Below are 13,813 nucleotides of genomic sequence, written 5' to 3'. Positions count from 1 at the left end.
GCTTGTATTGAGCAACGACTTAGAGGAGGCCCCCATGGCGCGCGCGATCAGGTTCGACGAGTACGGCGACGTGGAGGTCCTGCGGGTCGAGGACGTCCCGCGGCCGGTGCCCGGACCGGGTCAGGTGCTCGTCGAGGTCCGCGCCGCGGGGATCAACCCGGGCGAGGCGTCCATCCGGAAGGGACTGCTCCACGAGCGGTACCCGGCGACGTTCCCCTCGGGCCAGGGCAGTGACTTCGCGGGAGTGGTCGTGTCACTCGGCGAAGGCGTCTCGGACGTCGTCGTCGGCGACGAGGTGATCGGGTTCGTCGACACGCGGTCGAGCCACGCCGACTTCGTCGTCGCGGAGGCCGCGAACCTCACGCCGCGGCCCGAAGGCGTTTCGTGGGAGGTCGCCGGCTCGCTGTTCGTGGCCGGCACCACCGCGTACGCCGCGGTGGCCGCGGTGTGCCCGCGCGAAGGGGAGACGGTCGTCGTCTCGGGAGCCGCGGGTGGCGTGGGCTCGCTCGCGGTGCAGCTGGCCAAGCTGGCCGGCGCGACGGTGATCGGCCTGGCCGGCGAGGCGAACCACGAGTGGTTGCGCGAACTCGGCGTCATCCCGGTGTCCTACGGCGACGGCGTGCTGGAGCGGATCCGCGAAGCCGCGCCCTCCGGCGTGCACGCGTTCGTCGACACCTTCGGCTCCGGCTACGTCGAACTGGCCCTGCACCTGGGCATCCACCCGGGCCGGATCGACACGATCATCGATTTCGCCGCGGCGCAGAAGTACAACGTGAAGGCCGACGGCAACGCGGCCGCCGCGTCGGCCGACGTGCTGCGCGAGCTGGGCCTGCTGCTGGACAAGGGATTGCTGACGCTGCCGATCGCCCGCGTCTACCCGCTGGACGAGGTCCGGGACGCCTACCGCGAGCTGGAACAGCGGCACACGCGCGGCAAGATCGTGCTGCGGCCCTAGTTCTTCACCAGCACCTTCAGGCCGGCGAGGTACGTCTCGAGCGCGAACTCGAGGCGTTCCTCCGCCGTCTCGGCGGAGAAGAACTCGCCGACGTGCAGCAGGTTGGGGAACGACTCGGCGGGCAGTGACCGCATGTACGCCACCATCTGCTTGCCGCGTTCGCCGACTTCGGCCTGGTCGATCTCGCCCCAGGTCCAGCCGCTCGCTTCGTAGGCGTACGCCTTGGCGTACAGCGCCAACGCGTCGCCCGCGAAGGTCGCCTGCTTGAGGGTCAACCCGCCCGCGCGAAGCAGAGCGAGGGTCGCTTCGCCCAGCTTCAGCGAGTTGGGCGTGACCGGCACGGGGATGTCCCACGCGATGCGCGCGATGCCGCGGTGTGCGGCCATCACCCGGATCTGGCTGCGGACGAGGTCCTTGACCTGTTCGTCCCAGCGCGCCGGATCCGGTTCGGGGACCTGGATGTCGGCGAGCACGGCGTCGAGCATCAGCTCCGCCAGCTCGTCCTTGTTGGCGACGTGCGCGTACAGCGACGCAGGTCCGGTCTCCAGCTCCTGCGCGATCCGCCGCATGGTGACCGCGTCGAACCCCTCGTCGTCCAGGACGATCAAGGCCGCTCGCACGATCGAGGCCTGGGAGAGGGCGGGTTTCGCGGCGCGGCGGCGGGGAGCGCTGCGCCACGGCGGCGGGGGAACGGTCACCCGAACACTGTACTTGACGCGAACGTCGTTCGAGAGTAGAACGGTGTTCGTAGGACGAACGCCGTTCGAAGGGGGATGGTCATGACTGCCGAAGCCGAGGTCCGTGGGGTGCTCGAGCGGCTCACCGACGCGTGGAACGCCGGTGATGCCGCCGCGTACGGGCGGCTGTTCACCGAAGACGCGGATTACGTCACGTTCTTCGGGGCGAACTTCTCCGGGCGGGAAGCGATCGAGAGTTCGCACCGGGCGTTGTTCGAGGGGCCGTTGCGGGGCTCGAAGCTGACCGGGCAGCTCGGGGCGTCGGCGAAAGTGCGGTTCGTGCGGCCCGACGTCGCCGTGGTCGTCGTCGGCGGCGGCTCGTCGCTGAACGGGGCCGAGACGACCGATGCCGGGCGTGAGTCGACCGTGTCGTTCGTCCTCGTCCGGGAGGGAGAGGAGTGGCTGATCACGGCGTTCCAGAACACGCGGGTTTCGGATCCGCGCGGGTGAAAACGCTTGCGGAAGCGTCCGGGGTGGTGGCGCGACCGCCGGAGGAGGTGTTCGAACGGCTGCGGCTGAAGCTGAGCAGTGGCCACCCGATGCGGATGGATGTCGACAGTGCACGCGGGTTCGTCGCGGTCCAGGGCGGCTGGTGGTACCGCGGCGAGTACCGCGTCACGGCCGATCCGGCCGGGGCGCGCGTAGAGCACCGGGTCGTCAACGCCGCGTCCTGGGGGCGCTGGGGCGTGCCGTTGGCGAACCGGTTCTTCGTCGGGTTCCGGGGGAAAGTGGCGACGGGGTTCGGGAGGTTGCTGGAAGATCTGGGTACACCGGAGTAGCCGCGCGCCGATTCCGGCGCGTAGGGTGACTTAGGTAAGCCTTAGTGACGGTTGGAGTGGTCGATGGCTGAAGCACCCCGGCGGTCCGGGCGTCCCGCGGTGCGGCTGCGGGTGCTGCGGACCGAGCGGCTGACCCCGCACATGATCCGGATCGTCGCGGGCGGCGAAGGGATCGCGGCGTTCACGCCGAACGAGTTCACCGACGCCTACGTGAAGGTGCTGTTCAAGGTGCCCGGCGTCGAGTACCCGGAGCCGTTCGACGTGCAGGAGTGCCGGGCCACGATGCCGCGGGAGCACTGGCCGCGGCAGCGCTCCTACACCGTCCGCGGGTTCGACCCGGAGGCCGGGGAGCTGGTGCTGGACTTCGTCCACCACGGCGACGAGGGCATCGCCGGTCCGTGGGCCGCGTCGGCCCAGCCGGGTGACGAGTTGCTGGTGCTGGGCCCGGGCGGTGCGTATGCGCCCGGCGCCGAGGCGGACTGGCACCTGCTGGCCGGGGACGAGAGCGCGCTGCCGGCCATCGCGTCTTCGCTCGAAGCGCTGCCGGCCGGGGTTCCGGCGCACGCGGTGATCCTCGTCGACAACGCGGACGAGCAGCAGCCGCTGGTCACGAAGGCGGACGCGCAGATCACCTGGCTGCACCGGGCGTCCGGCGGCGACGTCGCCGCGGCGGTGCGCGCGCTGCCGTGGCGTGAAGGCGTGGTCCAGGCGTTCGTCCACGGCGAAGCCGGGTTCGTGCGCGAGCTGCGGCGCTACCTGCTCGAGGAGCGCGGGGTGCGGCGCGAGCTGCTGTCCGTTTCGGGCTACTGGCGCGAAGGCAAGAACGACGAAGCGTGGCGCGAGGAGAAGGCGGCCGAGCGGGCGCGGGAGAAGTAACGAGCCGGCCGAAAGCAGGCCGTCCTCACGGCGCGAAACCGTGGCCACCGAGGGATTCGGCGGTGACTGTGGTCGGCTTGGTGCTCATCGGCACAGTAGCCTCGCCGCATGGCGGATTTCGAAGTGGACGTCGACCCGGCCGAGGCCGGCTTCGACGCGACGCGGCTGGCCCGGATCGACGCGCATTTCGACCGGTACGTCGAGGACGGCCGGTTGCCGGGCTGGCTCGCGGTGGTGAGCAGGCACGGGCGCATCGTCCACGTGGGGCGCGGCGGGCACCGGGACGTCGAAGCGGCGCTGCCGGTCGAGACGGACACGCTGTGGCGGATCTTCTCGATGACCAAGCCGATCACCTCGGTGGCGGTGATGATGCTCGCCGAAGAGGGCCTGCTGGAGCTGGACGACCCGATCTCGCGGTGGCTGCCGGAGTTCGAGTCGCCGCGGGTGTACGTCAAGGGCTCGGCACTGGCGCCGTCGACCGAGCCGGCGCGTTCGCCGATCCGCGTGTGGCACCTGCTGACGCACACGGCGGGCCTGACGTACGGCTTCCACCACGGCCACCCGGTGGACGCGATCTACCGCGCGGCGGGCTTCGAGTGGGGCACCCCGCCGGGCCTCGACCTGGCCGCCTGCACGGAGAAGTGGGCCTCGCTGCCCCTGCTGTTCCAGCCGGGCGCGGAGTGGAACTATTCGGTGGCCACGGACGTGCTCGGCCGCCTTGTCGAGGTGGTGTCCGGCCTGTCGCTGGACGAGTTCTTCGCGTCACGCATCTTCGCGCCGCTGAGCATGACGGACACGGGTTTCGTGGCAGCATCCCCGGACCGCCTGGCGGCGATGTACGTCCGCAACCCGGCATCGGGCCGCGCAACCCGCAACGACGCCTTCGGCCGCCTGGGCACCACGGCCCCGGACTGCCTCTCCGGCGGCGGAGGCCTGGTGTCCTCGGCCCCGGACTACTGGCGGTTCACCGAAATGCTCCTCCGCGGCGGCGAACTGGAGGGAGCGAGGCTGCTGTCCCCGCGCACGGTGGCCCCGATGGCCAGCAACCACCTGCCGGGCCACGTGGACCTGGAGCAGTTCGGCCGCCCGTTGTTCGCCGAAATGCCCTTCGACGGCCACGGTTTCGGCCTGGGCTTCTCGGTCCTGGAGGACCCGGTGAAGGCCCGAACCCCGTCCTCAGCAGGCGAGTACGCCTGGGGCGGCGCAGCATCGACGGCGTTCTGGGTGGACCCGGACGAGGACCTGACGGTGGGCTTCTACACGCAACTGCTGCCGTCGAGCACCTACCGGCTGCGCCCCCAGCTGAGGCAGCTGGTTTACCAAGCACTGGTGGACTGAGCCGGATCTGCTCTTACCAAGGGGCGAAGTAGGACAACGACGGCATTTTCTTCGCTTCCAGCTTACGACGGTCCTTCAGCACTATGCGCAGTGCGTGCAGCGGACTGCGGCGGGTGGGATGGACGACCTCGATCCACTCCTGCCCGCCGTACTCGGCGAAAATGCGGAGCATCGATCGGAGATGCGTGAGCTGGAACCCGATCGAGAACGGTGTGAGCTCGGCTCCCGTGTCCTCGCCGTGCAGAAAGAGCGAGTGAAGGTCCGCGCCTCGCTCTTCCAGATGCGCGACCGCCGCTCGGGCGGCGCGGCGCAGCGGGCTCGTCTCGATCCAGCGGGATTCGATGAGTTCGCTGATGGTGGGATCAACCACCGCCTTGTCCACCAGCGTCAACTGCTCAACGGTGACGACTTCGTCTTCGACGAGGCCGGCAACCTCCTCCCGCACCGGGCGGGGAATCCACTCGTCGAGTCCATCGAAGCACGGAAGCATCCCGTGACGCGGTGCTCGGCCGGCGGCGGGATCGGCGGGTATCGCGTGGAGGCGTTCCAGCGCGGTGTCGATGGATTCCCCACGTTGCCAGAGAAGAGTCATGGGGATGTCCTCATAGCTCTGCGGCTCGAAGATGATCGACACACTCCGGCTGTTCCCGCGCAGTGCTTTGTTGAAGACCACGTAAGGGTTCTTGCCGTAGGACATGCAGTGCACGAAGTGGCTGGTCCAGCGTCTGTCGCGGCTGAAATCCACCGCGATGTCCACGTCGGCGGGCTCCAATGCGCCACGGGCGTACGAGCCGAAGACGTAGATGGACTGGACGAGCGGCACGGGCCACTCGTCCGATGCCAAGTTGTGGAGCAATCCCTCAACCAGCGCAGTCGCTCGGCTGCGTTTCATCCGACTCCGCTCGTTGAGACAGTGCCAAGACCTGACCGTTCTACCGGACGCTGGTGGGCTGTGCCGGTGTGAGCGCTTCAAGCGTTGCGGCCTGCGGGCGTGTGCCAGTGAGATACCTGGCCACAGTGGTCCTCAAGTGGTCGGCGTGCTGGTAGATGTCCTCGACCGTGGTGATCGGCAAGCGGGTTTCGACCTTGTTCTCGTCGAACACGCCGAGGTACTTCTTCGAACGGTTGAACCACAACCGGGCAATCGGCTTGCGGTTGTTGTCGTCCAGGAGAACGCCGAAGTACGTTTGGGTATCGCGTGCGGCGATCCGCGAAGCAGGCACCTCGGCGCAGACGATGGCGCGGACGATCCGGTAGCCCTCGAGCTCCTCCTCGGTCGTGACGACCCGTTCGTTTTCCTCGAGCAGACCGGTTTCGCCGGTCGGAGCCGGTTCTTGCTGCTCCGGTTGGACGACGCTCCCGCTCGACACGCTCACGTAGGAGTCGGGACCGCCGAGCGCGTTCTTCAACCGGTCGTTGACCTGCTCGTTCAAGAACTGACGGGTGGCTTTGGCCACCAGAGGGCCGAACTGGTCGCGGACCCTCTGCGTGAACGCGCCCTCGTACACCCTCGTGGTGAGGAACTTGACCCAGTCGTCCTCCGGTTCCTTGAACTGGGCGGCGAGAATGCGTTTCAACTGCCCGATGTACTTCAGCTCGCCTGCGGCACTGATGACCGAGTCGAGGTCGAAGGACTCTTTCGTGAGTTTGGCCAGTTCGGGCAGCAGGGTGTCGTCGATGTCGGCGAAATCCAGGACAAGGAACGGCTTGGCGTCCATCCGGTTCGGCGCGTCGAGATCGGTGTAGAACTCGTAGACCTGGCCGTTCGTCAGGATGGCGATCCTGGCGTTGGTCACGGCGAAGTAGCGGAACAGCTGGGAAGCGTGTTCGATCCGAAGTGGATCGTTGATCTTCTTGGCCTCGACCAGGACCTGCACCTGACCGTTGTGCACGATCGCGTAATCGATCTTCTCGCCCCGCTTCGTGCCCACGTCGGCGGTGAACTCGGGAATCACCTCGGCCGGGTTGAACACGTCGTAACCGAGGACAGTGCTGATGAACGGCATGACGAAGGCGTTCTTCGTCGCCTCTTCGGTCTCGATGCCCTCCTTGTGCTTGCGGATCTTCAGGGCGAGTGCTTGCGCGCGCTCCGCGATGTCCATGCCGGTGCCGTTCTGTGCGGGAACTGGTCCGGATGCCGAAGTGTGCCTCGTCGTCCGGCTACTGGTGCGATATCTGGATCGGTGACTCCGTTCCTTCTGTTACTGCCCCGCACGAGCAAAAATCAGGAATAAATCAACCGACGTCCCGTCCAGATGGCCAACACTTGACCAAGTCGGAGCGTGCGGGCCCTACGCGGTGAGCTTCGGGATGATCTGCGACCCGTACGACGCCAGCGTCGCTTCGCGGTCGTCGTGCATCAGGTACAGGGAGAACTGGTCCACGCCCAGCTCTGCCAGCTCCTGCAGCCGCTCGACGTGGGATGACGGCGGGCCGAGCAGGCAGAAGCGGTCCACGATCTCGTCCGGGACGAACTCCGTCGACGGGTTGCCCGCCTTGCCGTGGTGGCTGTAGTCGTAGCCTTCGCGCTCGCGGATGTAGTCCGTCAGCTCCCGCGGTACCGCGCCCGACGAGCCGTACCGCGCCACCAGGTCCGCCACGTGGTTGCCGACCATTCCGCCGAACCAGCGCAGCTGTTCGCGCTGGTGCGGCAGGTCTTCGCCGACGTACGCCGGTGCTGCGACGCAGATCGTGATGCCGGCCGGGTCGCGGCCGGCCGCTCGGGCCGCGTCGCGGACCGCGCCGATCGTCCAGCGGGCGATCGCCGGGTCCGCGCACTGCAGGATGAAGCCGTCCGCGTGCTCGCCGACCGTCTGCAGCGCCTTCGGCCCGTAGCCGGCCATCCACATCTCGAGCTGCCCGTTCCGGACCCACGGGATGCGCACGGTCTTGTCGCGAAGAACCGCCTCGCGCCCCTCGGCCAGGTCCTTGACCACGCGCATGCAGTCGCGCACGGTGGCCAGCGTGGACGGCGGTTTGCCGACCACCCGGTGCGCCGAGTCGCCGCGGCCGATGCCGCAGACCGTCCGGTTGCCGTACATGTCGTTCAGCGTGGCGAACGTCGACGCCATCACCGACCAGTCCCGCGTCCCGGGACTGGTCACCATCGGTCCCACGACGAGCGAAGAAGTTGCGGCCAGCACAGCCGAGTAGATGACGAACGGCTCCTGCCACAGTACGCAGGAGTCAAACGTCCAGCCGTAGCGGAACCCGCAGTCCTCGGCGTCCTTCATCAGCCGCACGACGTCCCGCGCGGGCGGGTCCGTCTGCAGCACGATCCCGAAGTCCATGGCCCGCTCCTAGTTCAGGTACTGGTTCAGCGACCGGGACAGGAACTTGCCGTGCGACGTCGACCCGGTGAACCCGTCCGGCGAAACGATCACGCGCCCACGCGAAAGCACCGTGTGCACCCGGCCGGTGATCTCGAACCCTTCGTACGCCGAGTAGTCCACGTTCATGTGGTGCGTCGAAGCCGACAGCGTCTGCCGAGCGGAAGGGTCGTAGATCACGATGTCCGCGTCCGAACCCGCCGCGATCACTCCCTTCCTGGGGTACAGCCCGAACATCCGCGCCGGCGTCGCCGAGCACGTCTCCACCCAGCGACCCAACGTCAGCTGACCCGCGACGACGCCCTGGTGCAGCAGGTCCATCCGGTGCTCGACCCCCGGTATCCCGTTCGGGATGGCCCGGAAGTCACCGCGCCCCAGCTCCTTCTGGTCCTTGAAGCAGAAGGGGCAGTGGTCGGTGGACACCACGGACAGGTCGTTCGTCCGCAGCCCGCGCCACAGGTCCGCCTGGTGCGACTTCTCCCGCAGCGGCGGCGAAGCCACGTACTTCGCGCCCTCGAAGTCCGGCTTCGCCAGGTCCTCGATGGACAGGTAGAGGTACTGCGGGCACGTCTCGGCGAAGACGTTCTGACCGTCGTTACGCGCTTCCGCCACCGCCGCCAGCGCTTGCGACGCCGACAGGTGCACGATGTACAACGGTGCTCCGGTCACCTTCGCGAGCTGGATCGCCCGCGATGTCGCTTCTCCCTCCAGTTCCGGCGGCCGGGTGAGGCCGTGCTGCACCGGATCGATGTGGCCCGCGGCGAAGGCCTGCGCCGCCAGCTGGTCGATCGCGATGCCGTTTTCGGCGTGCATCATGATCGTAGCGCCGATTTCGCGGGCTTTCTGCATCGCCAGCAGGATTTCCCCGTCCGTGGAGTAGAACACCCCCGGATAGGCCATGAACATCTTGAAGCTGCCGACGCCGCCGTCGATGCAGGCTTCCATCTCCTTCAGCGACTGGTCGTTGACGTCGGAGACGATCATGTGGAAGCCGTAGTCGATCGCGCAGTTGCCGTCCCCCTTGGCGTGCCAGTTGTCCAAAGTGGACAGAAGAGATGTGCCCTTCGCCTGCACGGCGAAGTCGATGATCGTCGTCGTGCCGCCCCACGCGGCCGCCGTCGTCCCGGTCGGGAACGTGTCCACCGAATGGGTGCCGCCGAACGGCATCTCCATGTGGGTGTGCGCGTCGATGCCGCCGGGCAGCACGTACTTCCCGGTGGCGTCGATCGTCTCGTCGCCGGTCAGCGTCCCGGGCGCCCCGACGACGGCGATGGTTTCGCCGTCGACGAGGACGTCCGCCAAGAACGCGCCCGAAGGCGAAACGACCTGACCGCCCGTGATGAGCGTGGTCATCAGGCCTCCGCGAGCGGGCCGTAGGTGTCCGGACGGCGGTCGCGGTAGAACGCCCAGGTGTTCCGGACTTCCTCCAGCAGTGACATGTCGAGGTCGCGCACCACAACCTCGTCGTCGGTGTCGGAGGCGGCGCCGTCGATCAGCTGCCCGCGCGGGTCGGCGAAGTACGTCTGACCGTAGAAGTCGTTGTCGCCCAGCGGTTCCACACCCACGCGGTTGATCGCGCCGACGAAGTACTCGTTCGCGACCGCCGCCGCCGGCTGCTCCAGCTTCCACAGGTACTGCGACAGGCTGCGGCTGGTCGCCGACGGGTTGAACACGATCTTCGCCCCGGCCAGGCCGAGCGCGCGCCAGCCCTCCGGGAAGTGCCGCTCGTAGCAGATGTAGACGCCGATGCGGCCCACCGCCGTGTCGAACACCGGGTAACCGAGGTTGCCGGGCCGGAAGTAGAACTTCTCCCAGAACCCCTTGACCTGCGGGATGTGGTTCTTGCGGTACTTGCCGAGGTAGGTGCCGTCGGCGTCGATCACCGCGGCGGTGTTGTAGTAGACGCCCGGCTGCTCGACCTCGTACATCGGCACGATCAGCACGATGCCGTGGCGCTCGGCCACCTCCTGCATGAGCTGGGTCGTCGGGCCGTCGGGGATGGCCTCGGTGTAGGAGTAGTAGTCGGCGTCCTGCACCTGGCAGAAGTACGGCCCGTAGAACAGCTCCTGGAGGCAGACGACCTGCGCGCCCTGGGAAGCGGCGGTGGCGATGTGGTCGACCGCCGCCTTGATCATGGACTCCTTGTCACCCGTCCACCGCTGCTGGATCAATCCGGCTCGAACCACGCTCACTGATCTCCTCCTTCGTTGTTGACAAGGGCAGGGACAGGGCGGCGAAGACGACGAACGCGCCGACCAGGCCGATCACCCAGTTGTAGTCGTAAAGAGGCTTGAGGAAGGGGATGATGCCGTCGGCGGGGAACGGCTTGCCGTCGGCGCTGTAGGCGCCGCCGACCGCCAGCAGCGCTCCCACCAGCGTGGCGACCAGCGCCCGCCAGTTCCAGCCTCCGCTGAACCAATACACCCCATCGGGTGCGTAGAGGTCCTTCAGCCGCAGCTTCGTGCGGTGGACGACCCAGTACCCGGCCACGAGGACCCCGGCGACCGCGCCGAGCAGGCCGCCGTAGAAGCCGAGCCAGGCGAAGATGTAGATGTTCGGGTCGGAGTACAGCCGCCACGGCTGGATGAGGACGCCGATGACGCCGGTGATCCCGCCGCCGACCGCGAACGTGATCTTCTTCGGGAACGCGTTCGAGAAGTCGTAGGACGGGCTGACGACGTTGGCCGCGAGGTTGGCCGAGATCGTGGCCAGCACCAGCGCGACCAGCGCGACGACGACCACGACCGGGCTGGTGAACTTGTCGGCCAGCTGCGCCGGGTCCCAGATGTCCTGGCCGTAGAGCACGTGCCCGCCCGACGTGGTCAGGATGGCCACGATCGCGATGAACGTCATCGTCGTCGGCAGGCCGAGGACCTGGCCGCGGACCTGCTTGCGCTGGCTGCCGCCGAAGCGGGTGAAGTCCGGCATGTTCAGCGACAGCGTCGACCAGAACGCGATCATCGCCATCAACGACGGCGCGAACACCTTCCAGAAGTCCGGGCCCCAGCCGAGCTTGCCGCCGTCGGACAGGATCGGGCCGAGCCCGCCCGCCTTGACCAGCACGTACCCGAGCATGATGAGGAAGCCGACGGACACCAGCGGCGCCGTCCAGTTCTCGAACCGGCGGACGGCCTCCATGCCGCGCCAGATGATGAGCATCTGGCCGATCCAGAAGACCACGAAGGACAGCCACAGCGTCCAGTGCTGCCCGGCGACGACGGCGGAATCGCGCCACCACGAGCCGAGCAGCCGGCCGAGGATGACGTAGATGGCCTCGCCGCCGACCCACGTCTGGATGCCGAACCAGCCGCACGCGATGAACGCGCGCAGCAGCGCGGCCAGGTTGGCGCCGCGCAGGCCGTAGAACGCGCGGGCGAACACCGGGAACGGGATGCCGTACTTCGTGCCGGCGTGGCTGTTGAGCAGCATCGGGGCCAGCACGACGAGGTTGCCGATCGTGATCGTGAGCAGCGCCTGCACCCAGTTCATGCCGAGCGCGATCAGCGACGCGGCCAGGGCGTAGCTGGGGATGTTGTGCGCCATCCCCATCCAGAGCGCGAAGTAGTTGTAGGTGGTCCAGGTCCGCTTTTCGACGGGGACGGGGGCCAGTTCCTCGTTGAAGAACCGGCTGCCTTCGAGAGACCGGACGGCGGTGGGGTCGAGTTCGACCCGGCCGTCGTCGTGCACGCGCTGGTCTGCGGGTGTCGGCGCCATTGCGGCATCCTGCGCGCCACGTCAGGGCCGGGGCAACGGCAGACTGTTCACTCTTGCGCGATCAAGAGTGCAGTCTGTCGATTGCGCGAAGCGGCCCCGGAGTGCATGACCTGCGTCACACATCCGGCCGTCACGAACCGGCAAAGAGGGTGAAACGTCTCCAAAGGATCTTCACACTTCATGCGGACCGTCTCCACCGGGGGTGCTTAGGGTCGTGGGCATGGAACTGGGTGGGCGGCGGGTGCTCGTCGTCGAGGACGACGTCACGATCGCCGCGTCGATCGCGGCCCGGCTGCGGGCCGAGGGGTTCACCGTCGACGTCGTCCACGACGGCCCGGCCGCCGTCGAGGCGGATGCCTCGGGCGAGCCCGACCTCGTGGTGCTGGACGTGATGCTGCCGGGGTTCGACGGCCTGGAGGTCTGCCGCCGCATCCAGGGCCGGCGCCCGGTGCCGGTGCTGATGCTGACCGCGCGCGCCGACGAGACGGACCTGCTGGTCGGGCTGGGCGTCGGCGCCGACGACTACCTCACGAAACCGTTTTCGATGCGCGTGCTGACGGCCCGGGTGCACGCGCTGCTGCGGCGGGTCGAGCGGTCGGCGTCGGTCGTGGGCACGCGGATCGTGCTCGGTGACCTCGAGATCGACGTCGACCAGCGGCGCGTCGCCCGGGCGGGGGTCGCGGCGCAGCTGACGCCGATCGAGTTCGACCTGCTCGTGCACTTCGCGCGGCGGCCGCGGGTGGTGCAGCCGCGCGAACGGCTGCTGTCGGAGGTGTGGGACTGGGACGTCCACGGCACGTCCGCGGGCACGCGGGCGGTGGACAGCCACATCAAGGCGCTGCGGCGCAAGCTCGGCGCCGACCTGATCCGGACCGTGCACGGCGTCGGCTACGCGCTGGAGGCGGGCTCGTGAACCTCGTACCGCGGCCGCTCGACCGGATCCGCTCGATCAAGCTGAAGCTGGCGATCCTGATGGTGGCGTCCGGCGGGGTGGCGTTCGCGTTCTTCAACTGGCAGATCGGCTGGCTGCCGCCGAAGACGACGATCACCGCGATGGTGCTCGCGCTGGTGTTGTCGCAGGTGCTGGCCCACGGTATGACGCGGCCGCTGCGCGAGATGACGGCGGCGGCGCGGGCGATGGCGAAGGGCGACTACAGCCGCCGGATCCGCGCGACGACCCGCGACGAGGTCGGTTCGCTGGCCCGCGCGTTCAACCAGATGGCGGGCGACCTCGGCGACGCGGACCGGCAGCGCCGGGAGCTGATCGCGAACGTCTCCCACGAGCTGCGGACGCCGATCACGGCGTTGAACGGCGTGCTGGAGAACCTGGTCGACGGGGTGGAGGACCCCGATCCGGCCACGTTGAAGACGGCGCTGCAGCAGACCGAGCGCCTGGCGACGCTGGTGGACGAGCTGCTGGACCTGTCCCGCCTGGACGCGGGGGCCATGCCGCTCCAGCTGACGTCGTTTTCGCTGTGGTCGCTGCTGTCGGAGGTCGTGGGGGAGGTGGCGTTCGCGGGCCGCGGGGTGACGTTCGAGGTGTCGGTGTCCCCGGAGGGCGCGGTGGTGACGGCGGACCGCGGCCGGCTGTTCCAGGTGGTGGCGAACCTGCTGGAGAACGCGGCCCGCCACGGCCCGGCGGGCGGTCAGGTCCGGGTGGTGGCGCAGGTGCGGCCGGACGAAGTGCGCATCGACGTGTGCGACGAAGGGCCGGGGATCGCACCGGCGGACCGGGAGCGGGTGTTCGAGCGGTTCACCCGGGGTGAGCGGCCGTCGGGCGGGGGGACGGGGCTGGGGCTGGCGATCGCCCGGTGGGCGGTGGAACTGCACGGGGGGACGATCGAGGTGGTCGACCCGTCGCCGGGGACGGGCAGCCGGATCCGGGTGAGCCTGCCGGCTTAGGGCTGGTCGGTGTTGGCGCCCGGAGTGGGTGCGGGCGGGTGGATTTGCTAACGGGAAGGTGTGGGGATGCCGAAGAGCGGTTTTGGCCGGGACGGGGAGCGGGTGCCGCGGGGGAAGCGGGCGGTGCGGGACGCGGGGGTGGGGTCGGCGGGAGGGGAGTCGGGCGCGGGGGCGGGTGTGCCG

Annotated in this window: 14 protein-coding genes; 7 read left to right on the top strand and 7 right to left on the bottom strand. The window is 68.6% G+C overall.

The window, feature by feature from the left end; all coding sequences use genetic code 11:
* Window positions 1-34 precede the first annotated feature (34 nt).
* Window positions 35-955: an NADP-dependent oxidoreductase gene (locus ACLJPY_RS16830; protein WP_410589526.1), complete on the top strand. Its 921-nt coding sequence runs from the start codon at window positions 35-37 to the stop codon at window positions 953-955.
* Here the strand turns inward: ACLJPY_RS16830 and ACLJPY_RS16825 are convergent.
* Window positions 952-1,653 (bottom strand): TetR/AcrR family transcriptional regulator, encoded by a 702-nt coding sequence (locus ACLJPY_RS16825; protein ID WP_410589524.1) that lies wholly within the window; start codon window positions 1,651-1,653, stop codon window positions 952-954. The two genes, ACLJPY_RS16830 and ACLJPY_RS16825, sit on opposite strands and share 4 nt — an antisense overlap.
* An 81-nt stretch (window positions 1,654-1,734) precedes the next feature.
* On the opposite strand from ACLJPY_RS16825, the gene ACLJPY_RS16820 reads away from it, so the two are divergent.
* The 4 genes from ACLJPY_RS16820 (at window position 1,735) to ACLJPY_RS16805 (ending at window position 4,685) form a co-directional block, all read left to right on the top strand.
* The gene (locus ACLJPY_RS16820) at window positions 1,735-2,142 is read left to right on the top strand and encodes an SgcJ/EcaC family oxidoreductase (RefSeq protein ID WP_410589522.1); all 408 of its coding nucleotides are present in this window, start codon (window positions 1,735-1,737) and stop codon (window positions 2,140-2,142) included.
* Complete coding sequence (locus ACLJPY_RS16815) at window positions 2,139-2,471, top strand: hypothetical protein (protein WP_410589520.1); 333 nt, start codon at window positions 2,139-2,141, stop codon at window positions 2,469-2,471. Before ACLJPY_RS16820 ends, ACLJPY_RS16815 begins: the two co-directional genes overlap by 4 nt.
* A gap of 63 nt (window positions 2,472-2,534) precedes the next feature.
* Window positions 2,535-3,347, top strand: coding sequence for a siderophore-interacting protein (locus ACLJPY_RS16810; RefSeq protein WP_410589518.1), 813 nt, complete (start codon window positions 2,535-2,537; stop codon window positions 3,345-3,347).
* Window positions 3,348-3,455: 108 nt separating this feature from the next.
* Complete coding sequence (locus ACLJPY_RS16805) at window positions 3,456-4,685, top strand: serine hydrolase domain-containing protein (protein WP_410589516.1); 1,230 nt, start codon at window positions 3,456-3,458, stop codon at window positions 4,683-4,685.
* Window positions 4,686-4,698: 13 nt separating this feature from the next.
* Here ACLJPY_RS16805 and ACLJPY_RS16800 read toward each other — a convergent pair whose 3' ends face one another.
* The 6 genes from ACLJPY_RS16800 to ACLJPY_RS16775 form a co-directional block, all read right to left on the bottom strand.
* Window positions 4,699-5,508 carry a nucleotidyltransferase domain-containing protein gene (locus ACLJPY_RS16800; RefSeq protein ID WP_410589514.1) on the bottom strand — a complete coding sequence of 270 codons (810 nt, stop codon included), beginning with the start codon at window positions 5,506-5,508 and terminating at the stop codon, window positions 4,699-4,701.
* Between the two features lie 109 nt (window positions 5,509-5,617).
* Window positions 5,618-6,787, bottom strand: coding sequence for a type I restriction endonuclease (locus ACLJPY_RS16795; protein WP_410589512.1), 1,170 nt, complete (start codon window positions 6,785-6,787; stop codon window positions 5,618-5,620).
* 189 nt (window positions 6,788-6,976) lie between these two features.
* Window positions 6,977-7,975, bottom strand: coding sequence for a TIGR03842 family LLM class F420-dependent oxidoreductase (locus tag ACLJPY_RS16790; RefSeq protein WP_410589510.1), 999 nt, complete (start codon window positions 7,973-7,975; stop codon window positions 6,977-6,979).
* A 9-nt stretch (window positions 7,976-7,984) separates the two neighbouring features.
* Window positions 7,985-9,367 carry a dihydropyrimidinase gene (gene hydA, locus ACLJPY_RS16785; RefSeq protein ID WP_410589509.1) on the bottom strand — a complete coding sequence of 461 codons (1,383 nt, stop codon included), beginning with the start codon at window positions 9,365-9,367 and terminating at the stop codon, window positions 7,985-7,987.
* Entirely contained in the window at window positions 9,367-10,149 is a 783-nt protein-coding gene (locus tag ACLJPY_RS16780) for a nitrilase-related carbon-nitrogen hydrolase (protein ID WP_410589920.1), read from the bottom strand. Before ACLJPY_RS16780 ends, hydA begins: the two co-directional genes overlap by 1 nt.
* A gap of 10 nt (window positions 10,150-10,159) precedes the next feature.
* The gene (locus tag ACLJPY_RS16775) at window positions 10,160-11,728 is read right to left on the bottom strand and encodes an NCS1 family nucleobase:cation symporter-1 (RefSeq protein WP_410589507.1); all 1,569 of its coding nucleotides are present in this window, start codon (window positions 11,726-11,728) and stop codon (window positions 10,160-10,162) included.
* A 241-nt stretch (window positions 11,729-11,969) separates the two neighbouring features.
* On the opposite strand from ACLJPY_RS16775, the gene ACLJPY_RS16770 reads away from it, so the two are divergent.
* Window positions 11,970-12,641: a response regulator transcription factor gene (locus ACLJPY_RS16770; RefSeq protein ID WP_410569690.1), complete on the top strand. Its 672-nt coding sequence runs from the start codon at window positions 11,970-11,972 to the stop codon at window positions 12,639-12,641.
* Complete coding sequence (locus tag ACLJPY_RS16765; protein WP_410589505.1) at window positions 12,638-13,630, top strand: ATP-binding protein; 993 nt, start codon at window positions 12,638-12,640, stop codon at window positions 13,628-13,630. The genes ACLJPY_RS16770 and ACLJPY_RS16765 overlap by 4 nt, the downstream gene beginning before the upstream one ends.
* Window positions 13,631-13,813 lie beyond the last annotated feature (183 nt).

Origin of the sequence: Amycolatopsis sp. lyj-23 (assembly GCF_046549135.1) — a bacterium.
Lineage (GTDB): Bacteria > Actinomycetota > Actinomycetes > Mycobacteriales > Pseudonocardiaceae > Amycolatopsis.
This window is presented reverse-complemented; position numbering and strand designations above follow the sequence as displayed.